Annotated in this window: 32 protein-coding genes and 1 tRNA gene; all 33 read right to left on the minus strand. The window is 47.7% G+C overall.

Annotation, left to right across the window (positions count from 1 at the left end; genetic code table 11):
- Positions 1-9 precede the first annotated feature (9 nt).
- The gene (locus tag NSU14_RS30500) at positions 10-426 is read right to left on the minus strand and encodes a glucosaminidase domain-containing protein (protein ID WP_445670071.1); all 417 of its coding nucleotides are present in this window, start codon (positions 424-426) and stop codon (positions 10-12) included.
- The gene (locus NSU14_RS30505; RefSeq protein ID WP_340948284.1) at positions 423-2,009 is read right to left on the minus strand and encodes a hypothetical protein; all 1,587 of its coding nucleotides are present in this window, start codon (positions 2,007-2,009) and stop codon (positions 423-425) included. Before NSU14_RS30505 ends, NSU14_RS30500 begins: the two co-directional genes overlap by 4 nt.
- A 112-nt stretch (positions 2,010-2,121) precedes the next feature.
- On the minus strand, positions 2,122-2,637 hold the full coding sequence (locus tag NSU14_RS30510) for a hypothetical protein (RefSeq protein ID WP_340948286.1): 516 nt from the start codon (positions 2,635-2,637) through the stop codon (positions 2,122-2,124).
- Positions 2,638-2,692: 55 nt separating this feature from the next.
- On the minus strand, positions 2,693-3,436 hold the full coding sequence (locus tag NSU14_RS30515; RefSeq protein ID WP_340948287.1) for a hypothetical protein: 744 nt from the start codon (positions 3,434-3,436) through the stop codon (positions 2,693-2,695).
- The gene (locus NSU14_RS30520) at positions 3,436-3,843 is read right to left on the minus strand and encodes a hypothetical protein (protein ID WP_340948288.1); all 408 of its coding nucleotides are present in this window, start codon (positions 3,841-3,843) and stop codon (positions 3,436-3,438) included. Before NSU14_RS30520 ends, NSU14_RS30515 begins: the two co-directional genes overlap by 1 nt.
- Positions 3,844-4,067: 224 nt before the next feature.
- Complete coding sequence (locus NSU14_RS30525; RefSeq protein WP_340948289.1) at positions 4,068-4,826, minus strand: hypothetical protein; 759 nt, start codon at positions 4,824-4,826, stop codon at positions 4,068-4,070.
- Between the two features lie 43 nt (positions 4,827-4,869).
- Complete coding sequence (locus NSU14_RS30530) at positions 4,870-7,233, minus strand: polysaccharide deacetylase family protein (RefSeq protein WP_340948291.1); 2,364 nt, start codon at positions 7,231-7,233, stop codon at positions 4,870-4,872.
- On the minus strand, positions 7,230-7,814 hold the full coding sequence (locus NSU14_RS30535) for a phage adaptor protein (RefSeq protein ID WP_340948292.1): 585 nt from the start codon (positions 7,812-7,814) through the stop codon (positions 7,230-7,232). Before NSU14_RS30535 ends, NSU14_RS30530 begins: the two co-directional genes overlap by 4 nt.
- 46 nt (positions 7,815-7,860) lie before the next feature.
- A complete protein-coding gene (locus tag NSU14_RS30540) occupies positions 7,861-8,151 on the minus strand; it encodes a hypothetical protein (protein ID WP_340948293.1) in 291 nt (96 codons plus the stop codon).
- A 54-nt stretch (positions 8,152-8,205) separates the two neighbouring features.
- Entirely contained in the window at positions 8,206-9,168 is a 963-nt protein-coding gene (locus NSU14_RS30545) for a N4-gp56 family major capsid protein (protein WP_340948294.1), read from the minus strand.
- Between the two features lie 14 nt (positions 9,169-9,182).
- Positions 9,183-9,980 carry a hypothetical protein gene (locus NSU14_RS30550; RefSeq protein ID WP_340948295.1) on the minus strand — a complete coding sequence of 266 codons (798 nt, stop codon included), beginning with the start codon at positions 9,978-9,980 and terminating at the stop codon, positions 9,183-9,185.
- A gap of 81 nt (positions 9,981-10,061) precedes the next feature.
- Positions 10,062-11,798, minus strand: a complete 1,737-nt coding sequence (locus tag NSU14_RS30555) for a portal protein (protein ID WP_340948297.1) — start codon at positions 11,796-11,798, stop codon at positions 10,062-10,064.
- Positions 11,799-11,987 (minus strand): hypothetical protein, encoded by a 189-nt coding sequence (locus NSU14_RS30560; protein ID WP_340948298.1) that lies wholly within the window; start codon positions 11,985-11,987, stop codon positions 11,799-11,801.
- Complete coding sequence (locus NSU14_RS30565; RefSeq protein WP_340948300.1) at positions 11,981-13,456, minus strand: PBSX family phage terminase large subunit; 1,476 nt, start codon at positions 13,454-13,456, stop codon at positions 11,981-11,983. Before NSU14_RS30565 ends, NSU14_RS30560 begins: the two co-directional genes overlap by 7 nt.
- Positions 13,443-13,874 (minus strand): helix-turn-helix domain-containing protein, encoded by a 432-nt coding sequence (locus NSU14_RS30570; protein WP_340948303.1) that lies wholly within the window; start codon positions 13,872-13,874, stop codon positions 13,443-13,445. The genes NSU14_RS30565 and NSU14_RS30570 overlap by 14 nt, the downstream gene beginning before the upstream one ends.
- 811 nt (positions 13,875-14,685) lie before the next feature.
- Positions 14,686-14,756: transfer RNA gene (locus NSU14_RS30575), tRNA-Trp, on the minus strand.
- Between the two features lie 115 nt (positions 14,757-14,871).
- On the minus strand, positions 14,872-15,291 hold the full coding sequence (locus tag NSU14_RS30580) for a hypothetical protein (RefSeq protein WP_340948305.1): 420 nt from the start codon (positions 15,289-15,291) through the stop codon (positions 14,872-14,874).
- Between the two features lie 22 nt (positions 15,292-15,313).
- A complete protein-coding gene (locus tag NSU14_RS30585) occupies positions 15,314-15,532 on the minus strand; it encodes a hypothetical protein (protein ID WP_340948308.1) in 219 nt (72 codons plus the stop codon).
- Positions 15,533-15,559: 27 nt separating this feature from the next.
- Entirely contained in the window at positions 15,560-16,549 is a 990-nt protein-coding gene (locus NSU14_RS30590) for a hypothetical protein (RefSeq protein ID WP_340948309.1), read from the minus strand.
- A 302-nt stretch (positions 16,550-16,851) separates the two neighbouring features.
- A complete protein-coding gene (locus NSU14_RS30595; RefSeq protein ID WP_340948311.1) occupies positions 16,852-17,256 on the minus strand; it encodes a RusA family crossover junction endodeoxyribonuclease in 405 nt (134 codons plus the stop codon).
- Between the two features lie 219 nt (positions 17,257-17,475).
- Complete coding sequence (locus NSU14_RS30600; protein WP_340948312.1) at positions 17,476-17,667, minus strand: hypothetical protein; 192 nt, start codon at positions 17,665-17,667, stop codon at positions 17,476-17,478.
- On the minus strand, positions 17,664-17,879 hold the full coding sequence (locus NSU14_RS30605) for a hypothetical protein (protein WP_340948313.1): 216 nt from the start codon (positions 17,877-17,879) through the stop codon (positions 17,664-17,666). The genes NSU14_RS30600 and NSU14_RS30605 overlap by 4 nt, the downstream gene beginning before the upstream one ends.
- A gap of 177 nt (positions 17,880-18,056) precedes the next feature.
- A complete protein-coding gene (locus NSU14_RS30610) occupies positions 18,057-18,512 on the minus strand; it encodes a BC1872 family protein (RefSeq protein WP_340948315.1) in 456 nt (151 codons plus the stop codon).
- Positions 18,509-18,745, minus strand: coding sequence for a hypothetical protein (locus NSU14_RS30615; RefSeq protein ID WP_340948317.1), 237 nt, complete (start codon positions 18,743-18,745; stop codon positions 18,509-18,511). The genes NSU14_RS30610 and NSU14_RS30615 overlap by 4 nt, the downstream gene beginning before the upstream one ends.
- A complete protein-coding gene (locus NSU14_RS30620; protein ID WP_340948319.1) occupies positions 18,738-19,217 on the minus strand; it encodes a hypothetical protein in 480 nt (159 codons plus the stop codon). The genes NSU14_RS30615 and NSU14_RS30620 overlap by 8 nt, the downstream gene beginning before the upstream one ends.
- 23 nt (positions 19,218-19,240) lie before the next feature.
- Positions 19,241-19,498, minus strand: coding sequence for a hypothetical protein (locus NSU14_RS30625; RefSeq protein WP_340948320.1), 258 nt, complete (start codon positions 19,496-19,498; stop codon positions 19,241-19,243).
- A 269-nt stretch (positions 19,499-19,767) separates the two neighbouring features.
- Positions 19,768-19,995, minus strand: coding sequence for a hypothetical protein (locus tag NSU14_RS30630; protein ID WP_076242905.1), 228 nt, complete (start codon positions 19,993-19,995; stop codon positions 19,768-19,770).
- A gap of 110 nt (positions 19,996-20,105) precedes the next feature.
- The gene (locus NSU14_RS30635; RefSeq protein WP_340948321.1) at positions 20,106-20,432 is read right to left on the minus strand and encodes a hypothetical protein; all 327 of its coding nucleotides are present in this window, start codon (positions 20,430-20,432) and stop codon (positions 20,106-20,108) included.
- A 3-nt stretch (positions 20,433-20,435) separates the two neighbouring features.
- Positions 20,436-20,663 (minus strand): hypothetical protein, encoded by a 228-nt coding sequence (locus NSU14_RS30640; RefSeq protein ID WP_340948322.1) that lies wholly within the window; start codon positions 20,661-20,663, stop codon positions 20,436-20,438.
- A 3-nt stretch (positions 20,664-20,666) separates the two neighbouring features.
- A complete protein-coding gene (locus tag NSU14_RS30645; RefSeq protein ID WP_340948323.1) occupies positions 20,667-21,044 on the minus strand; it encodes a hypothetical protein in 378 nt (125 codons plus the stop codon).
- Positions 21,037-21,267 carry a DUF3797 domain-containing protein gene (locus NSU14_RS30650; protein ID WP_340948324.1) on the minus strand — a complete coding sequence of 77 codons (231 nt, stop codon included), beginning with the start codon at positions 21,265-21,267 and terminating at the stop codon, positions 21,037-21,039. Before NSU14_RS30650 ends, NSU14_RS30645 begins: the two co-directional genes overlap by 8 nt.
- Before the next feature lie 280 nt (positions 21,268-21,547).
- The gene (locus tag NSU14_RS30655; RefSeq protein WP_340948325.1) at positions 21,548-21,697 is read right to left on the minus strand and encodes a hypothetical protein; all 150 of its coding nucleotides are present in this window, start codon (positions 21,695-21,697) and stop codon (positions 21,548-21,550) included.
- Positions 21,698-21,758: 61 nt separating this feature from the next.
- Positions 21,759-21,890: a hypothetical protein gene (locus NSU14_RS30660; RefSeq protein ID WP_340948326.1), complete on the minus strand. Its 132-nt coding sequence runs from the start codon at positions 21,888-21,890 to the stop codon at positions 21,759-21,761.

Genomic DNA, 21,890 nt, shown 5'->3' on the forward strand with positions numbered 1-21,890 from the left:
GTTCACCTCCTACTTCGAGAATAAGTCGTAGTACTTTTTAACTCCACTCGTCCAGTAACTGTTTAGGTTAGTCGGATCATTTGCGGCGCCATTTGGGGCGTATTTTTTTTGTATTTGTTCGATTGTGGTCAATCCTTTGTCGATGTAGTTACGCTTAAGGTTAGATGCCATCTTTTCAATACCTTCTTGCACGCTGGAGAACGTCATCAGCCCATTCTTCCCCATCATTCCGCCCACATTATTCTTGTTCTTCACGGCGTTACTGGTTCCATTTCCGGTCTCATGAACAGCTATAGCAGCAAGCAGCGCAGGATCTATGCCATACTTTGCTCCCACAGATGCGAATATATCTCCAGTGTTTTTGAGAGATCCGCCCAATGTACTGTTTAGTTTAGCCCCACTAGCTGAAGCCGTAGGGCTTATCACTCCCCCGATGATTGGATTCCTTCATCGTAGAACTTTTGGATTTCTGCCTTAGTGAACCCAAGTGAGTTCAGGGCTTGAAGCGTTTCGTTGTTACCTAAACCGGAATCGACTACATTGTCGAACATTTTTTTCCTTTGAGTTGGGTCGCTGGTGATTTTTGTTTTACCTGTATCTGTCTCTATCATTTTCCCCCATGTGTCTAGTTCCTTCTTAACAATAGGCTCTTGATAGATGGACTTGATGTTATCTACAACTTGATTGATAGTTAAACCGCCTTCTTCAATGCTTTGAGCACCTTCGTACCACGGAGATCCAGCCTCTACACCGTACGCTTCTAATCCGGATGGTGCGGTTCCTGTAGCCTTCCAGATATCGAGGTATCGGTTGAACGTGTTCCCGGTTATGCTGCTGCTTGCACTGGCTTGTGATGTGTTTGCATTTTGTGCGGAAATACGGTTCTGCTGCTCTTGCAGGGCGTAATCCAGTCCATACCGGCGGTAATCTTCATCAAAAGATTTCTTCCACTGCTGATCTGTGATAGCGTCACGGGCCTTTTGGTATTCAAATTGCTCACCGTACTGCTTATCCGCTGTATCCAGTTGTCTGGTCTGCGTGGCTTGGTTAAATGTCTGATTCTGTGCAGCCAAGTCCTGATTCTGCCCGGCCAGTGTTCGAATAGTTGGTGTGATCTGTCCTGCTGTGACGGAGTTCGTATTCGCTCCAAGTTTGCTGATATCCACGCCCATGGTGGACAGCATAGCCCGGATTCCGTCAGCCTGATTGCTGAGCTTGCTGCGATCTGCTGCGGTGATGCCCTTGGCTTCGGCCTGCTGCTTCAGGTTCAACAGTTGGGAGTATAATTGCTGCGCCTGTTCGCCGCCCGGCAGGTTGCCTGTGAGCCCTGCTGTGGTGTTAGTGTTGTCAATAGCACGCTGGTCCTCGCCAAGGTAGCTATTAGCCACGGTTCCAAGGTTGCTGAATTGCTGCTGCTGCTGGTTCAGGTTATCAATGTACTTCTGATAGGCTTGCTGCATCAGCTGCGGTAGGACGGTTGTCTCCACATTGCCCATTTCCTGTGCGCCAATCTCTGCCGACCGGTCAGAAGTGATGGTGCTGTTAAGAAGTCCGCGGCGGTTCAATTCAGCCTCCGTCTGTGCGGTACCATCTGCAATATTGGCTTTGGCCCGGGTTAGTGCGGCTTGATATGCCGGATCGCTGTTCGGATCATATGAGAATGGAGTGGCTTGCCGCTGAGCAATGGCCGCCATCTGTGACATATAATCAGATCCCTGCTGTGCGTTGCTCTTGGGCGAACTGGTGGTGGCTGCGGTTGGCGTTGATGCTGCTGCCGTGTTGGCCGCCGGTGCTTTGTATCCGAGTTGCTGAGTTAAGTATTTCTGCTGTCCGCTGGTGTCCAGTCCCTGCGCCTGGCGCTGCGCTATCACCTGCAGAGCGCGTTGCTGTTCACTGGCTACATATCCGGGATCATTGTTGATCTTTAGCTGATTCTGCACGAGTTTCTTCTTGGCTTCTGCTGCAGCTGTGTTGTAGTCCACTACGCCGTTTCCTAACGTTGTCGCCATCTTCTCACTCCTTTGCAATAGAAAAAGGACCCCGTATGGAGTCCTCTGGCCGATCGTTTATTTATTTCAGTGTAGCATGTGGAGGCAATAGGTTTTGATTATTTTTGTATCATTACGGCTGTTGCTGCAGCTCCGTGAGTTGGGCTTGGAGTGATTCAAGTGCGCTTTGATATTCTGTTAAGTTCCATTCTAGTTGAGAGATAACATCTTTGTATGCGGCCTTATCCTTATCTGTTGTGGCTGTCAAAGAACTTTCTCTTTTCTCTCCAAGAATTTGAGTAACAGTCGCGATTCGTTCTTGCTTGCTCTTTATAGCTTCTTGTAAAGATGATATCCTTTCTTTCTTTTCATCTTCAGATAGTTGGTTTAATGCAGATGTAGTTGGCATATTAAGAATAACCTTCTTCCCTTCAAGAGATACATCATACCCTGCTGCCTCTCCAAGAGAGCGAACAGGAGCATAATTACTACCTTCAACCACCACGGTATTTAGAACCTTTCCATTTACCTCTACAGTATATTGGGCTTGTACCTTTTTACCGATCAGACTTGGAATTGTATCGGCAAACGCTGTAGCAGATATAGCGAAGACAGCACCGGCTAGGAATCCAACAATGTATTTTTTCATATACTCTCCCTTTTCGTACCATTTTCCACCAATATACCACAGCGTTTGCTTTACGTTAAGGGCCTTCTAGTGCAGTTACCCTGGCGTTAAGATCGTCATATAAAGAAGAAAGGGCAACAATGTTACTATCAATGCTATCAAGGTCCTGCTGAAGCGTCCTATTAGTTGTATCATTGTAAAGTTTGCTCCAATTCAGAACCTTAACAACTCCTGATGCATTTAATTCAAGGTCTCCGCCAGATGCCGATAAAATCAGACCGCCTAAACCAACCATTTCCATAATTGATGATAAATTATCCAACCTACCTTTGAGTGTTCCGCCTTGGAAGAAATTTAACGATGGCACGCCGCTATAATCCGATTCAACCGCAATGTAGTTATTAGCATCGTAGAACGCCGCGAACACATCGCCTGAACTCTTCAACTCTGCCCGGGGGTATGCCGCCTCTCTACTGGCTATATAGGCTCCGAATATTTCACCTGCAGTCATTTTTCCTAGGTTGGCGGTGATGGCTGACAGTTCACCTACCGTAATCTTGTCCGCCGTAACAGCGCCGGCATCAATCTTTTCTGTAGTAATAGCACCAGCCTGAAGGTTTTCAGTCTGAACAGAGTCTGCTGCAAGCTTTCCGGCTGTGATGCTCTCCGCAATGATTACCTCGGCGTTCAATTCGTTAATGTTACGCGTATCCAGATTATTAAGCAGCCATGTTAAATTTTTATTCACGATGCCCAAGGCGTTTTTGACTTGATCCAAAGTTGTCAGTCCGTCAACATTTGGCAAGTTAACCTGTGCCATTATGAATTCCTCCCTGTGACCTCGCGGATAATGCGGTGTATTTTGACCTTCCCAGTACCGTATAGCTTCAGGCGGTACCAGATTTGCGGTGTGTTGACGATTACCGGTATGCGGATGCTTTGAATCGCTCCAGTACCGTTGGTAGTGGAGTTTACCACGTTCCAGGTGGAACCTTCCGTGCCTGTTGCATAGGCAGCGTACAGTGATGATCCCGGCTCAATATCCGCAATCACCCACAGGCGGTTGATGGTCTTCCGGACCGTTTCATCACCTTCACTGAACGGCTTAGTTTCAATGGACCAGTTGATCGCTGTACCGTTGTCGCTAGTGCCGCCCATTTGCAGCACCTGACCGTCTACAGTCCCGATGTATAGCGTTTGACCGTCAAGGTAATAAGATGTAGCCACGAAGCTACAAGGCCACCAGCGGCCGCCCTGTAAGTCGAACTTCAGTGTGATGTTCGGAAGCGTATTGCTACCGGTTACCAGGGACAGGTAAAGAAAACGTCCATCAGTGCCGGCCACGCAGTGTTTCGCGTAAGCTTGGTTGATGGACGCAATGTAATTTTTTATGGGATCGCTTATTTTTACGGGTGCGGCCCCTCCTGAGTAGGAATATACTCCGTCAGGGCCTAGCCAAAAAGCGCCGAATTGGTTGGAACGATGGTCCGATCTGAGATACAACCCACCCCGTAAGGGTTCTGCATCTGGAAGTTGGTCGAATCCTCGCCGTACAGCTCGTGCAGCGTATACTTTTTGAAGAGTATTACATGATCCGCGTAAGCAATAAGGCCAGTTGGCTTCTCTCCGTCCGGCGTTTCAACGGTGATCTTCCCGGTTCCGGTGTATTTGTTGGTGCTCGTCCAGTCCGCAGCGTCTCGAAGACCGGAGTATGATAGCAGGTTATCGTTGCGATTGGCTAAATAGAACCGGTTGGCGTGTGTTGTGAGGAACGCGCTGGCTGCCGGGGCCGCGCTCATCGGGGTTAAAGTGGTGCCGTCCCATTGCTGCAGCTGCAAGTTGCCGTCCAAGAAGTATAGCTTGCTGCCGTCAAAGAACATGGCTGCATCCCATAGCCGATCATTGTTGGTGTCACCATGCTCATACACAGACACCCAGGAGGAACCTGTAAAGCGATACAGGCCCCTTCCATTGCCGCAGTACCAAACACCCAGGAACTTGAACAGGCGGTTAATGTAGCCCGTGTGGGTGCTGTGCAGTGCGTACCCGTCTCGCACCTGAAGCGTTGGATAAATAAAAGAGTCCACGTTGAGTGCGGCGGTACATTGACCGTCAGCAAGCTCTATGGACTCCACAGATTGGTTTATGCCATCGGCCAGCGTTACGATGACCGGTTTGGATTTATTCGGTGCAGATACCCAGGGTTGCATGAAGCACCTCCTTTCTTATTGCGCAGTATGGTCCTTTAGTGAATTAAACTGTTGCTCCTGTTGCATCTTTCCAAGCCGAACCACCCCACCAAATCGGTTTCTGTAGCGTGGTGTCGAAATACTGGAATCCAACAGTTGAAACGGTTGGACGATTGGCGGTTGTCCCTGCATTAATGTTTGGCATCGTCCATCCATACCAATTGTTATCCGCATTATTTATATTTCTTCGATACACTTTACCATCTAAGGTTTCGTATAACTGGTAATTAAAGGACACATCATCATTGAGTCTAAACGTCGAAAAATAGCCGCCAACCCCGCCAGGAAAACCATTAGCACTAGCAAATGCAGTTGTAATGGGTGTTATGGTAATGGTATTGCTCAGAAAACCAGTAATGAGCGTAGACAGCGTAAAAGCATTATTGGCCGTGTACTCTGTTCTGTTTTTCCACTGAATCCTTTTCCACGAGTTATCCCCCACGCTAAAAAATAGATAATTGGCATTGTAGGCTATGTTTCCCTCAACACCTGTAGCGCTAGATGCTAAATCTGTAGAAGAATGCACCGGATAATTCACTACAGTTGGGGACATAGAAGTTCCTTCGATGGCGTATAAGCTGTCTACGTACATAATATCGTTTGCCAGCCCGTTCGTTGTAACTCGACCTATGTTTAGCTGTAATACTGTGGCAGATGCTCCGACCAATTGTTTTGCAGAAATAAAGTGCCAGTTCCCATCGCGAGGTACAGGATCACTCAATGTGAAATTAATGCCGTCTTGTATTCCTAATCTCATTTCTCCGGTGTTGGTATTCGGACACATCACCCAAGCACCAGCAGTTACCCATTTTCCTTTGAAATTATCTACATTTCGCATGCTGTAAGTGATATACCGATTCGATGTTGTTGATCTTAAAATTTTCATGCTGTATTTTCCCGAACGCACCGAGGACGTATTTAAAGTTACATTCACATCGGAGGGGTAAGCATTGATATAATCCATTAATCCATTTAGTTCAAAATTGTAATTTTCAACCAAATTGCGTTTGCTATCGTCTGGTGAATTTTCACCGTCCGAAGAGTATCCAGAACCTTCGCCAGATATGACGAAATGGGGGGTGACATCATTTTTAACAAAATCACCAGTATCCACAAGATTTCCGATCAAATCCAAGGCGGTGTTATGATTTACAAATGGGATACCCAGAGACTGGGCGTAGGCAATGACATCAATCAAGTGCTGACGCTGTGTTGGGTCTAAGGGAAACCCTGGATGTAGCATAAGGATAAGGTAATCTTTATTAGCTTTGCACGCATCTACTTGGCTTTTGTAATACTCTAAAGTATCATGACCAGCCCCAGGCTCGTAATATGAGCCGAGTGGTACGCGATTCATTCGATACGTAGACAAAGGCATTTCATTGCGTCCGCCAAAGGAGATCGTTGCAGAACGGTAATACTTCCGTGCAATTCTTCTTACCATAGCGTTTTCCGATCCATTTGGATAAGCGATGCTCTTGACTTTAACATTGAACATGGATTCCAATGTCTCTTTAGAATTTTTCAATTCTGCCTCTACTTCTGCTTCGGTTAATGTCGCCAACTGCGGGTGAGTTTCAGTATGCGACATTAATTCCCAACCCATACCAATCAATGAATTAATGTGAGCCTCTGCAAGATAACCAGAATTACCAATAAAACTACTAATAACCGCAAAACTACAAGGTACACCCGCCGCTTCTAAGATAGGTTTTAGAATGGTGAAGTCTTGAATCGTTCCATCATCCGCATGAATACTGATCATAGGTTGTCTAACCTTTAGGGCTAAACGCAACCCGCCAGGGACATTTATTGTTTCGCCTTGGTTAGTTCCGTTGAGAGTATTCTCAGTATCCGCCAACTTCGCATCAACGTTATTGAGCCTGGCACCCAAAATAGGATACGGTGCTCCTGTGGCCGGCTGCCGGGCGTCAAGAATTTCCGTGTTACTTTCCCCGGCTCCCGCGACAATGGTATCTACTCTCTGTTTGACCAGATCAATAGCCTGCTTGGTGTTTGAGGCACCTTCTACTGATCCGTTATAAGTAATGTTCGCCGCAGAGTGGGCAATAGTGGAAATCTTATGGAGATCTACGGTGTTCTGTGCTGTATTCGCTGCTGTTTGCGCTGATGCTGCTGCGCCTACTGCTGTATTCGCTGTAGATTGAGCCGTAGCAGCTGCAGCAACACCATTGTTTGCGGTACTCTGCGCGGTGGCTGCCTGGCTCGCAATAATAGCTATCGAAGCATCCTGAATGTCGATTTGACCGTCCACATATGTTTTCGATACTGTTTCCTGGCCTACTAGATCCGCAGGCACAACCCCTCCATCTATAAACTGCTGTGCAATATCGCCTTGTGAGCTCATAACAACCCCCCCATGACATCTTCAATGACAAGGTAATCCGGTGTTTCATCATTTACTTTGTTAAATTCTTCAATCAAACCGTTATATTTCGCTGTGTAATTGTTAACCATCGCCACATCATTGAAGTTCTCAGCGATTTGTACCAAAGTCCCATACACCAGCAGCATATGAAAGTCTGTATCAAGCTCCGGTACTGCTGTTAGAGTTGAAACAGATAATTGAGTCGGGTACTTGTTGTAGAACAGCGTCAGACCGCCTGTAACGTCCTCCGTTGGTGTTGGGTATATTGCAAAGCCTGTTGTTCCCACAAAGTAATAGAACGGGGTATTTGAAGCCCTGCGTACGTCTTGGTAACGATGCTCAACTCCATTAGCGAATACGCCGACCAAACTTGATTTTGGAAATGGTAGGTTGTACGCAAATACCTCTTTCTGCAGGTTATATATCGCCAAACTGCGCACCGGGAATGTTGTCCGGAACAATTCATTTTGTACCTGGTTAATCTTGCGGATCACACTATCATTGGACAGACCATGAGGGTACTTCTCGGTTATTTCATCTATGATCTCCTGTAGATTCACGTTATCACCCCTTAATAGACAAAAAGGCCCCATTGCGGGGCCAGTGTCACATTACTTTGATTTCTTGGCTGGTGCTTCTTTCGATGCGTTGATTGACAGCCCGGGTCCGTTCGTATGAGTCCTGCCAAATCTCAGCAATCACCTGTGGGACCTCTACTGTAATTCCCCGCGGAATCGCGTATATTACGCCGTTAAATCCAACTGGAACGACTTTGTCAGATGGGTTCTGAGGGTCGTCCGGGATGATTATTTTCACTTTCGGCATTTCCTGCAGTTGTTGTGCTGCGCTTTTTTCAGCTTCTGCTGCTTGCTTTTCGAGTGATTTTTCTGTTGCCATGGTGGTTCCTCCTCAAATTAAAGGGGAGCCGTTGGGCCCCCTCATTCAGTGATTTTATACAGATGCGCCAGATTCGTAACGGATGATAGCCAGTTCCTGCAAACGAACAGCAGTGAATGCACATTTCCATGCGATGGTGTTGAATTGGTTCAATGGGTCAGCAGATCCGGCGGAACCGGCAGGGTGTACGATGATTTCAGGCTTCATGCTGCCGCCGATGTCAGGCAAGCCATAAGCTCCCCGGCCCAGGAAGATAGTGCCGTAGATGTCCGCAGACGATGCACCGGCACCAGTGAATTTCACACCGTTATCCACTTCCATGAAGTAGATGCCGTACATTTTGCCCAGGATACCTTCTTCGCGGTTCTTGGTGTCTACGTAGGTGTTCTGATCCTTCCATTCCTGTGTCTGCATAAGGTCCATTGCTACGAAAGGATGTACCAGAGCCACAAATCCAGAGCCCCCACCAGGAAGTTTTATTTCCTTGACTCTATTGTTCTTCATGGTACGGCGTACCTTCAGGATATCTGCAGCAGTGATCTTGTCCGTTGCAGCTGTAAGGATTCGGGAAGCCTTACCGTTGGCATAAATTACGTTTGTTCCTGCGGCCACGATGTCGCGCACGATGGTGTCAATGGATTCACCAGCGTTTTCACCCATAAGTCCAGATGCTTCAGTTAAGAGTGGGTCATATCCTGTCATGTTGATGAATTCAGAAATCTTGGTCCAGCTGCCATATTCCGCTACTGTGGCTGTGATTGCCACGATATCGAGGTTTACGCCGTCTGGTGTAACACCCTCGGTCAGCGCTGTTGTAGATACGGCTAGAGAGTTCAACCGGCGGAAGTTAGTTGTAGCACCTTTACGGTTCGGGATGGTCTTCTTCTCGCCGAACTGTGTCCATTTGAGTTCCGGCAGCAGTCTCTCGAGCAATTCATCCTGGAAATAAGTATGTTGTTCTGCGGTAAGTGCGTTTACTCCGGCTGTTGCGTTATACCCTTGTACTGATGTTGCCATGATAAGTCATCCCCTTAGTATGGTTGTCCGCGCTTTTGGGCTTCACGGAACGCCTTACGCTCTGCCGGAGACATCGCCATGTATCCTGTGGCTTGCTCTGGTGCGTCAGCGCCCAATGCGCCTGTTGAGCTGTCGGCGTTTTGTTGCAGTCTTCGTATGGCCTCCTGCTGGGCCTGTTGCGATGCGGTCGTTACCCGCGTGTCGTACGTAAGGATCTTGTAGGCATCATCCAAGCTGTATCCTTTAGCTGCGGCAAGGTTAATGACATCCATTTTGTGCTGTGCAAAGTTAGGATAGTTAGCGATATCGCTCTCCATGCTTGATATTTGAGCCTCCACTTTCTGGAGTGCATCCTGTTCGGACCGTTGTTGGTCACGCTGCTTCAGTTGATCAAGCTCACTCTTTAATGGCTGGACGTATTCTCGTATTACATCCTCCGACACACCGAGACGATCTGCCTCTTCAGTGATGCGGCGGTCTGTTTCGGCCTGTTCCAGTGCTTCCATGTAAGATTCGTGAGTATCAAATCCGTAAAACTTCGCTGTGCGGTCAAGCATTTGCTGATAACGCTCGGCTTGCTGGGCTTTTTCGGACACCTTGTCATAGTTCAAACCTTTCTGAACCCAGTTCGGCACCTCATCCTCTGGCACAAAGCGTTCTTCTTTGTTGTACTTGACCTTTATCCCTCTAGGCTCCTCCGCTGGTGTGACGGTCTCCCCTGTGGTTTGTGATTCAATCTGCTCCGTTACTGGCGCTTGCTCAATAACCGGAGTTGCCTGTTCAATGCCGCTATGGTTGGCGGTTTCTTCCATGTGTAACGCCTCCTTGCCCTATGGTTGGGGCAAATTTGTATATGAAAAGGGCCTCCGCAGTCTCATCGGAAGCCCATTGTTTTACATCCCTACGGCTGTAGGCTGATTCGGCACTGCTTGTGGTACTTGCGGAGCGAGAATGTTCTGCTGCAGGAACATGAATTGTTGATCCGGCGGCATAGATTGGAACATTTCTCTTTCCTCCGGTTGCATGGAAGCGACCAATTGCTCCATTTGGCCGATAACGCCTTTCTTCTCTTCCATTTCCTTCATGAGACGGTCGCGGAACGGCACGACAGCATGTGGTGCATACTTAAGATACTGCATGTAATCTATATCACCACGGTCAAGCGCCTTATCTAAGCTCGACAGCATGAGTGATTCGGAGTAAGTGGATGAAGGTCCAACATCAATTTTGAGTGACATGGGAACTTCCTGGTACTGAGATCCGTCAAACATAGCTGGATACTCTTCACCATCATCATCCTTGAGTGTGACCTGACGCGGAAGATTGTACTTTACCTTCCAGATATCCTCCCAGATACGGCCGATATCCTCGATAAACGAGTAGAAACGGCGCTTGATGGACTCAATCGGGATGGCTGAAGCCTTTTGCAGCAGCATGATGGCCGTTGCATTAAGGTCAGCAGATGGTGCGGAGCCAGTTGCAGCCTCGTCAGCACCTGTCATTTGGCGTGTGTAGGTCAATATTGCCTCTACCAAGTTACCTGCAACCGCGCTGATGTTACCCGGCGTGAGATATTTGGCGCCGTCACCCTGTCCCACAGGTAGGTGATCCTCAATCATTTCACCAGGAGCATTGGTAACCTTGCTTGGGTCAATCGCGCCTTTCTTGTAAATCAGCTTAGGCCAGCCTGTGAGCTGCACAGAGAGTATCTGCATAGCTACCAGTGTGTTAACAGCTTTCTGGTTCGGTATCAGGCCCTCAGTGTCACCTATGCCGCGTATGGACTTCTTACGGCGCTCCCACTGCATCACAGCGATAGGATACCGGGTAAGCATCGTGTTTGTAGGCTTCTTGATGGTCATGCCACCAGCTATCTTGCAGAACATGATCTCGCCGCCGGTGCCCTTCCAGTACTTGGTGATAACCGCAATCTTCTTGCTGTCGTCAATCTCGACCTTTGCAAGGTCATATCCTTCATCCTCTGTGTCCTTGTCCGGCTTGATCTGGGATACCATTTCTTTGCTCATACCATTCTTCCGGGCGTATTCACGGACGCTATTGACGCTCTCACGGCTGCTGATGATGATGTATGGCTGCCGCTGCACGTTACGCTGCTGCTCATTACCAAAGAAAATGTTGATCGGGTCAATAACCTCGCCGTCCATCTCACCGATGAAAGGGAACTTCACTCCGCCTTGGATGCTCATATCGTAGTGGTAATGTACAGCAACAGTCCCTGTGTTGGCTGCAATGTCCAGCGCTTCCTCGTTGATGTCGTCCTGTTTGACGCGTTCCCAGGTAGCTGCTGAGTACCGGCTGAACAAATCGCCTGTATCATCTTGCTCCATGGTGTCGTCTGCCTCTTCACGGCTGAACAACATATTAATTTGTTCACTCATGACGTTGGCGACCTTATGTGTCTCAATCATCTTGATAAGGTTAAACACCGGACGCGGTAGTGATTTGGTTCGCGGTGTCGCTGGAGGCCACTGGTCACCTGCTCTGAACCTCTCGTACTCCGGCCATTTGTCCAGGTAACCCATCTTACGAAGGAAGGATAGGCCCTCTTTGTATTGCTTCTCTACCTCTCCAGCCAGCTTGTCATACGTTGTCGCCTCTTCCCTTGCCATTTACTCACCTTCTTTCTGTGCGCCCAGCCACTCGGACACGATACTTTCAACTTCCTGTTTGATCTCCGGCGGTGTTGGTTTCACTTCGCCTATAAACTCGCGCATCTTCGCATTGATCAGCTCGGTGGTTTCTTGCTCCAAGAGTGGGAGTTTCAGTAACTCTCCAAGCTCTGCTGCTTGTTCTACCATGCTAAGTAATCACCTCCGGTTGGTTCGTCTGTGCGGAATGGGAATGGCGTGACAGGTGTTTCTATCGCCTTTTGTAGCAGTCTGCTTTCCTGCTGTCCACGGCTGTAATAAGCAATCGCAAGCGCCATGATCAAGTCATCATGAGCTCCTTCCTGTGCTTGTGGTCTACCTTTCTCGTTGCGTACAAATGTCAGCATCTCGTTCAGTGTGTCAATGTCCATGATCAGATTCACCGACTCACGGACGATCTTCACCAGCTCAGCGATAGCTGAGGGACGGGTAAGCTTATCTGTGCGAAATCCGTATGCTTTTGTAATGGAGCCGGTGAATGTATCCTCTCGCTCGCGGATGTACTGATTCGTATATCCCAAGCGGCTGAGCACCTTAACCGGATGGCTGCTGAAGTTAGTTTCAATACTGATTAAGGCGTAATTGAAATGTCTGCCCAGGCAATACATCTGCTCTGCATACAAATCCTCGTCAAACTGGTTCTTATACACAGCTGATTGCCTGCCTGTGACGTTGTTAATCACTTGGCCTATAAAGTTATCTGAACCATCACCAGCCGTGTCACCACCTATTACATAAGGTGTCTGCGACTGCGGTCTCTCAAATACCTTGATATACCCGTTGTCGTCCTCAATCCACTTGATAGTGCTGTCCAGAATCTTATCTGCAGCATCTTTCTGATAAACAAAATACCCTCGCTGCACCAATGGATCATGGTCGCGAAGGTATGAGATACGCTCACTGACTTTCTGAGCGTTGAATATAGTTTTTCCAAGCACTCCCCATTCACCAAGCGCATACACCTGATAGAAGTATGGGTCCGTCTCTCTGAACGCCTCCAGCACCTTAATGGCCTCCTCGTCCAAGAACTTATTGTGCTTGTATGTGCTGTGGATCGTAGTGGCGTTTGGCTTGGGTTGATCGAAGAACTCTTTCTTCAGCCAGTGATTGATATCAATCGGGTTAAAGGTAATCATCATCTGCTTATAGTTGATGTGCTTACCCCGTAGCCGAATGTCTAGCTGTCTGAAGTCTTCCGGTGAACACTCGCTGGCTTCCTCCATCCATACGCTGGTTACGCCTGAAATGGATTTAAGCTTCTCTACATCGTCTAGCCCGGCAAACAGTATTTCGTTGCCATTGATGCAGCTGATGTGGAGTTCTGAGCTCGTTCCCTTTGGGATCTTGAACAGTTTCTCCAGTCCCCACCGGTATATAGCATTCTTGAGCTCCATAAACACCGATTCCCGCAGCGTCTTGGCTACTTTACGCAGTACCAGGATACGGTGCTTCTGTTCAGTCAGCAGCCGGAAGATGATCTTCTGAGCCGTAAACACCGACTTACCCGAACCGCCGCCGCCCATCAGCACCAAGTATCTGTCCTTGTTTGTGTAAAGGGGATAGAACCGATCATTGGTTAATGTCGGAAGCTCGGTTAAGTCGATGTTAATTGTCGGCATCTGGGGTCAATCCTTTCGGTAAGGACACTTTGATGTTGAGCTCACCTTCTATGCCAAGCTCTTGCTTATCTCTCCACTGCTGCGGCTTACGGTTCTTCAGCCAGAAGATAAGCGCTGTTGTATTGGGCTGTGCATACTTCTTTGTTCTCTCTATCGTATCGTCAGTTATCTTACGTTCTTCATACTCATACCCGAGTGCCGCCTTGAGCAGTGCATTCTCGACCATCGTGTCTATAATTTCCTTGCCGTTTTTTAAGGCCTCTGTAAACTCTTCATGTTCATTGCGGTATTTATAGAAGCTCGCCTCGCTGATTCCAAGCCTTTCAGCAATCTTCAAATCTGTGAGTCCATCTCTAGCCCATGCTTCAATGAGCAGTAGTTTGGGCTCGACATGTGTTTTGTATTTTCCTACTGCCATTGTGTTCACCTCCCTCTAATCACTTATTTACGATATAACACCCGTAATTTCGGAGACTAACTATTCCTGTAACAACTTATTTGCGTGCTTTCAAGTGTCTGATCGCTGCCATCGGCATACTCAAAACGCTGATTATCACGCCCAATGCCAGATAGGTGTATCCCATTGTGTAGAATAGCGCCCTAAACCACCACGGTGAGCGGTCTATACTCTCCTGTGTGATCAACGGACCTAGCATCTATCTCACCACCTCGATCACTATAGTCATCATAATGATAAATATAAGTGTTAAGTACCTTTCTGAATGCCTCAACCCTTATCCGGCCTCCACTTCGTTAAGCCTATTCGGTCTGACTCGATGGCGGCTTTGCCGCAAAACAAAAAGAGCAACGGCTATATACCGTCACTCTCTTGTGCCAGAAATGGTGCGGATCGAACGCACGACTCGCCTGCTGGAACCAACTTTCCAATACGTTGTTCTAGGACCACCGTCCCGGAATCGAACCGGGGATATCGCCGACTACTTTCCCAACTAAGTTACATTTCTGTATATATGCAAACCATCCGCACGCCTTAGCACGTTATGGATGTGTGTTGCTAAAAGTATGCCGATGCCTGATAAAAGTTATACCGCCCACCGGCAGCAACGATATAACCGCCCCATTGGTCAAGGGATCGCATGCGTCACCTCAAGATTACTGGATAGCCTTGGATGGATTTATATAGCGTCTACACCGTCACGCTCCGGTTTAGCGGTTGGCCTGTATCACCACTAAGGTATTGCCTCACTTTAACCGTGAAAGTTAGTTTACACCGAAGGATGGAATCGAACCACCAGTCACGGTTTTGGAGACCGTTGGTTTACCATTAACCGACTTCGATAAAATGTAGCGCCAACTCTCGCCAGCGCCAAGGAGTAAATCATCCAAGTGATGGGAATCGGCAACAGGGGCAGTCCGCGCGTCACTGGTCGCCAATTCCTCATAAAACCATTATATCACGATGCTTTTGCACTTTGTGTTACCTGTTTGTTACCTGATTCACTCATGTGTCTCCTCAGGTATCCCTCGCTGTATCCGAGTTCAGCGGCAATTACCTTGTACGACTTGCCTTCGATTCGCTTGCACTGTATTACATATGTCAGCCCGGTAAACTTCGCCAATTCTGATTCCATCTCATCCTTGATCTTCTGTAACCGGTCAGTTTCTGCCTGTGCCACCTCCAACTCACTGACTACTGCTAAATATTTCTCCAGCCCTTTATCCAGAGAGATATGCACGTAGTCGCCGGAGGATGGCATCTTGCCTGCGACCATTACACCGTGTGCCAGTTCCACCCGCCGTCTGATCTCCATTTCGTGGATCTGTACAATCCGCAGCTCCGCGCATATGTCGTTGTATGACTCCTTCCAGTTCATGGTTATCCCCCCTATAGATAATTTATACCCTTTCCTTTAGCGGTTCTGTCGTAATAAACGCTACCTCTCTAAATCCCTCAATCCTCCTGTATACTTCGCTCGTCTGGCCAAGTGCCTTTTTGGTTGACCTATTGATCGACCACCCCTGACGATCCTCATCATAGTAGATAAGCACATGCTCATTCTTGCATATGACAAGCATGGATTCTTCTGGCCTCATGCTGCTGTGCTTGATGATCATGTGCTCACCTCCTACTCGTTTATCTTCTTAAGCAACCGATCTAATGGATGCGATTTGGTCGACTCTGGCTTTGAGCTCTTCAAATTCTTCGCGTGTAACTGGCGATCCAGCCACTGTTGATGCCTCAGCAGCCAATCCAGGCTCTGCGGCGTTCTCGTCTTCGCCACGAAAGGCAGGTGCGGTGTATGCTACCTCGTCTGTGCTGTCGGGAATATCGTATGGATGATCCTCTTCAACAGGCGCCGGTTGTTGCGCGTCCAAGTACTCGGTTCGAAATGTCACCGCTTGTTCAGCGGACACCTCCACATATCTGGCCTCTTTGTAAATAAACCAGTCCTCGAAAGATTCGTCTGTCTCTGCAAATTTCGCCCGGAACCGGCTTCTGCGGTGGTCCAGTTCTTCCACATCGTATATAACAGGTAGTGTCTTTTTAAGCTCTTCGGACGCTTCTTCGGATCCTTCCACGTTTGTTCTCTTCTTCGGCGGCTCCACTTCGGCAGCTGCAAGCTTGTCCTTAAGCGCATCAATGGTCTGTGAGGCTTCCAGCAGTTCCCGGCATGCGGCATCACGCTTGTTGGCGTTGTCCTCTGCCAGTTCCTTCGCTTCAAACAGTTCCTTGCGCAGCCCGGAGATAATTGCGTCACGGTCCTCAATCTGTTGTGAAAGTTCAGATAGTTCGCTGTTTGTGATAGCTGCTGTTTCTTCCGCCTGCACTTGTGCATCAGTTAAAGCGTCCATCAGGGCATACGTTTTGGCGAATACTTTTTCGCGGATCACGTTATAAGAGAGAGTGTTTTTGCAGAATGGTTCAAAGGCTGTCCCGAACAGTTCCGCTTCCTCATTAGCCTTTACAATCTCTGGGGGCAGTTCTGGTTTTTCCATCTCAGCTTTCAATCCCGCAATCTGTGCTTCCAGTCCCTCTACCTTGGCTGCATCCTTCAACCCACCGCGCTGATTTTCCATGTTCAACTCATACTGCAGCTGCTCGATTTGATCTTGCAATTCCGATATTTCCACGAATACCCCTCTTTTCGCTCATAATATTGATTATTACCTATATTATACACTATTTCCCGGCGTTATTGTACTAATATCTTTCGTTTTCTCACGTTTTCATAGATTTAATCATGCCGTTTTGCGATTGATCAACCTCCTTTCTGCGAATTTGTAACTGTCTGTTTTAAAGCCTATAGGAGGCTCGTACAGCGCCCTAAGGTTCCGCTGATGTATTTGCTTGTCCAGCGTTATCAACGCTCCTCCACGTGTCCCATATTCGCTTACCAACTCGTATGTTTCGCCAAGGTTGATCCATGCTGCTCTCATGCGATCCACTCCTCAATTTTAATCACGATGCGCGGCTCGTCTGCATAGTACTTATTTGTGATAAGTCCGACCACTTGGTTATCATCTTCATAGGCTATCTTGTTGAGTGAGTCCAGGACCCCTTTGGCTGCGTTGTCGATGTCCGGCTTTACCACCGGCCGATATTTACCTTCTGCCGCTAGTTTGCGCTTCTTCTTGCTGGTATCCTTCGGTAAAGGGTAATAAAAGTCTGCGGTCACTATAATGGGCTGCTGCATCGGTGTCTTGATATGTTTCCTCGCTTCGTACCCCAGCAGTCGCTTATAAACCAGATACCTTTGTGCTGCTTCGTCCTTCCACTTTCCCTTTTGCGTCATCCTTACCGCGCCCATCGGCTTTACTTTTATCTCGAACTGCACCACGTTTGGCACCTCCCTGCTGGCGCGTTGGCGGTGTTGCTATACTGCTGTAGCTTCCGTATGGCCGGGTTGGTGGTCCGTACTTGGCGATCACTTCAGCCAGTTGCTCCTCTGTCAGTACGTATGTGGTTACCTCGCTGTGGACGGTCTCTCGGTTCGGTGGCGTAAAGCTGGATACTATCGGCATAGGGGTGATACGGCGGTGCTGCTTTTTAGCGCTGGTCATTTGATTACCTCCCCAGTGTCTGGCTGTACTGGTGGTGTGGGCTCAAAGGTGCCGGCCTCTGTTGAATTTAGTAATGCCATCAACGCTGCGTGCCGTCCACGATCAAAGCTTGTTGTGAAATGTACCGGTATATCCGACAATTCCTTTTTGATCCATTCTTTCTGCTTATCTGCGTCTATCAGTTTCATGGTCTGTCTTCCTCCCCTGGTAGGTTGATATGGGCGTAATGTGAAACGTAACTTACAGGTGAATCACTCCAAATTTGTTCTATTTCCCAATATGCTCCGGTTTCTAAAGGATCTACATATCCAGATATATCAACGTCATGTTTATCAGTTACAAGGTACTCTTTACCAACTTCCGGCGGATTCGCCGGGTCATACTTTATCCATTCGATCATCTGATTCATCCCCTTTTTGTCCGTCTCTGTATCCCATGTAATAACTGCCAATGATTAAGATCATGAGAAATATGAGTACTGATATCATGTGGGTTTTTCCTTTCTTTATGGGGAGCCAGACCTGTGTCGGCCTCCGCTACGCTAAGTATTGCGGTCGAATCGGAGGCCTGACGGCCGTTATAGCTTCAGTGCTGCTAGTAGAGCCGCCTTACAGATTGCTTCAGGTGCTCCAGTGGATACTGCCTCAAATGCTGGACGGTGCGGATCCCAATAAAAGCTCGCTTCCCATCCGTCATTTTCATCTGACAACATAAAATACCAGTACTTTGATTTGAGATGTGTTACTACTTCCCATGCTGCGGATATGTCTGTTGACCAGTCCTTGTCTCCATAAACTGCGTGTTTCATTGGGTCGATTTCAGAAAACTGAATAATGGAGTAACGCTCCATTTGTGACTCCCAGTTCTGCAATCCCCTATAAGGCTCCCTTTCACCCGGCTTTTGGAAAGTGACAACAAGATAATCGCTGCGCTGTTCCGCCCAAGGAACCCAATTAAAAATGTGCTCCTGTATCCACCGATCTAGCTGCCTGCCGGGACGTTGGTTGATTATCTCTTCCCTTGTGAGTGTCATTGGTTATTTCCTTCCTCAACCTTCGCTAATGCTTGCTTACACTCACTGATTCCCTTAATGAGTTCCTCAATTTCCTTCTGTGTATTCTGATTCTTGGCAGTGTAGTAATTGATCTGAGCGGCGTCTCCGTTTGTTATCCAATATTTTTGCGTATCGTCCAAGTCTTTCAGTATTTCAAGTCGTTTTTCATGCACATAAATCCAATCTGTCAATATTTCAATAGCCTTATTCAACTGTCTCGCCCTCCTTGGGTGCTGGGGCTGCTGGAATCATGATTGGTGTCCAGTGCGTGTGATAGCCCGGCCAATCCATGTCCAGTGGGCTTCCGCAATACGGTGACTCCTGGATCGGGAACGTCCACCAGATGACATCCCCGTAATCTTCGTGCCAATCATCAATTGGTCGCGCGGTAATCTCTGGTGTGGATGCTGATGGTTGTGCTGGGGTATCTGGGTATAGAGTGTCTAAAATGTCATTCAGGACAGTATCAATCTCGACCATGTTCGCTTCACTGTGATACCAGGTCCATTTAAGTGCGTTCTCTATTGCCTCTTTCAGCCGTTGTTCCCGTTCTCCGCGCTCTTTGGCTTCTTGGAGCCAGTAGGGAAGCGCTGATATCAAATTAATAATGTTTTTACTGGTCAATGGAAGTGAATCCGCAGACTTGCAGAAATCCATATCATTTTGCCAGTCCCTTTGTGTCATTTGGCTTCCTCCCCGATCTTCACTCATGGCAATTCCTCGAAATATTTACGTGACATTGGCTTAGTGAAGATCATTTTCGCACCTTCAAGCGTGAGCCGGAAATAAGCCTTCCCTTCTGACCATCCTGGAGAACGTGTTGCTATTCCTTTGTCTACCAGATCAGACCATGAAGGGTCATCTCCGTTACAGTAATAGTAATTGCGAGTAGGCTTTTTCTTGTATGTCAGACCAAGTGCATGTTCCATTTCATTTCGCTGTTCCTTCGTTAATGTATGATTCATCTCTTGTTCCTCCCTTAGTGGGAGAGGAGGGCTGTATACCCTCTCTGTCCCTGTGTCTTCGTACTATTCATCAGCATCTACCCAAGCGTCATAGTCTGCTGCGGGGATGCTTTTAAGTGCGCAAACAAGCCTATAGACTTCATACTGATGTTCCAGCTCTAATTCAGCTAAGCAGACACCGCAAACGTCAGATTCAAAACCGAGGCTATAACCGCAACGTTCGCAACTACCATTCACCGTCTCCACTTCCTTTAGCTGCACAATATGCTTCAGTAGTATGCCTTGCGCCCGGTCACCCGTTCATAATAAGCCCCTATTACCCGTTCTACTCCCGGAGGTACAGATTCTATACTTTGGGCATCCATTACCCGTGCAATAGCGCCTAACTCTATCTGCCCATGCTGATAGTTCTTACGCTCAGCAGCATTGTTCGCTGTCCGAATCATCTTTTTCAGACTGGCGAGAAACTTCGCTTCACCCGGATCTCCTGCTTCCATACCTTTAACTCCTTCCTGTGCAGTTTGCGTCAACTACGAATTAATACTTTGTAGCGTGATATATGCCGCCTCTGCCCTCTCTCGGGGGCAAATTGTTGTCTGTACCTGTGTCATGGCTGGACCTCCCCTTCCTCCAACAATTCGCCCATGCTGCCGCCACTTTCGTACCAGTCAATCACCTTCTGTTGCCGGGCTATGGTCTGTTGTACCTCACGGTGTGCTCTGGCTAGTACGCTATGTTTGTTAAGCAAGGAATCGTACTCCCCACGACTTACACAGAATCCTTGAAGTCCTTCATATGCTGCATACGCCAGCTCTGCTTGTTGTTGTGCCTCTTCTAGAGCAGCCAGCAACTCTATGATGTACTCTGGACCAAATGGTGTAACGTCATCGTCTGCAACCATCTGTTTGATCTCTTCTATCCGTTCTGGTGTCATGGTTTACTCTCCTATCTGGTTTAGTTTTTCTTGTGCCATGCACTTCCTGCATGTTGTATCATGCCTGTGTGCGTCTGCGTCACAATCAAAATTATTTGCAATGTCCTTTAATGCGTTTACCATGATTTCGTGTTGCTGTAATAACTGTTTGATGGTGTGGTAATGGTTCTCACTTAGTGAGGTATAGGAATTCTTCAATTCATGTTCTACTTGTTTAGTAAATACGCTCATAGTCTAGTCTCCTTCGTTGTTAGAGGATGTATAAGCAGCCTGTGCAACTTCATGCGGACTTCCATCTTCTGTCCATATCCAAACCAACTCAGCACTATTCTCCGTCCATCTGCGCGTCCAATTCTTTTTGTCAGCCAGCATCGCTAGGGCTTTGTCCTTTTCTTCTAGGAGAGAAATTAGGTAGGTGATGTATTCAGGTGCGTTGGCGATTAAGATACCGTTATATTCACAATTAACAAAGTCACGTTCTGAGTTAGCGTATAACTGGCAAATGGGTTCATATTCTGTTGGTGTATCGCAATATACCGCTTCACCTTTCAGTTCCCAACGTCCTGTCGTTATTTTACTTAGCGCCTCTTTGATCTCTGTTAGTTTATTCATAGGAACCCCCGATACGGCCCCCGGCTGGCGCCTGAGCGGATTCTGTCGATTGATGCCCTTCGGCCTTGGGATTCACTTCTATGCTCCATCCACACTTACACGTCCGCTTGAACACATCCTCTGTCACCACCAGCGTTCCTTCGCCGTTTCCGATCATCCCGCTGTTACACTGCGGACAAGTTTGGTGCGCTCTCATTAACTCCACTGCCGTTATTAATCTCATTCCCTTCACCCTCTCTCAACCTGTTTAAGCCAACTCTCATGGCACATATGTGATAATCGATCCATATTTCGCTCATATTCGCTCTTTTTTCTCCATATACTAAAAATCATCGTTTCTGTTTCTATTGTGTCTACGATATACTCATAACTACCTTCCTTTTTAGTCATATCCTCTCTCCTTCCGCACGCCCCGTAGAGCGCTTTATTGACCATACCCTAACTTGTGCCTGTCTTTGCGGTTATAACGTCTGTGTGGGGCTTGTATTAGCTGTGCGGACTATTTAAAACAAAATGTATGTGCGCAAGTTATGATCCTCATTCAGTTCATCAATATCAACCACTCCATCGTCCAACGAAGCATTTGAGGTGTAGCAGATGTCCCAATCATCTTCGCAGTGTTCCAGAATCTTTTTAAGCTCGTGTACCTTCATCCCTGTTTCCTCCCTTGTTATCACACGTAGTGGCTCCGTAAACTCCGGTTACCCCCTCTTGTTATGCTGCCTCAGCCTGATCACGTTCCCATTCATCCACCACACTGGTGTCCATCCCGAAGGATTCAAGTCCCTTGCGCCACCATAAGGCGAAGTCTTTGTCGTATAGGTCGTAGTCGTCTATGGGTTTCAT

Source organism: Paenibacillus sp. FSL R10-2771, assembly GCF_038000205.1.
Classification (GTDB): domain Bacteria; phylum Bacillota; class Bacilli; order Paenibacillales; family Paenibacillaceae; genus Paenibacillus_AQ; species Paenibacillus_AQ phytohabitans.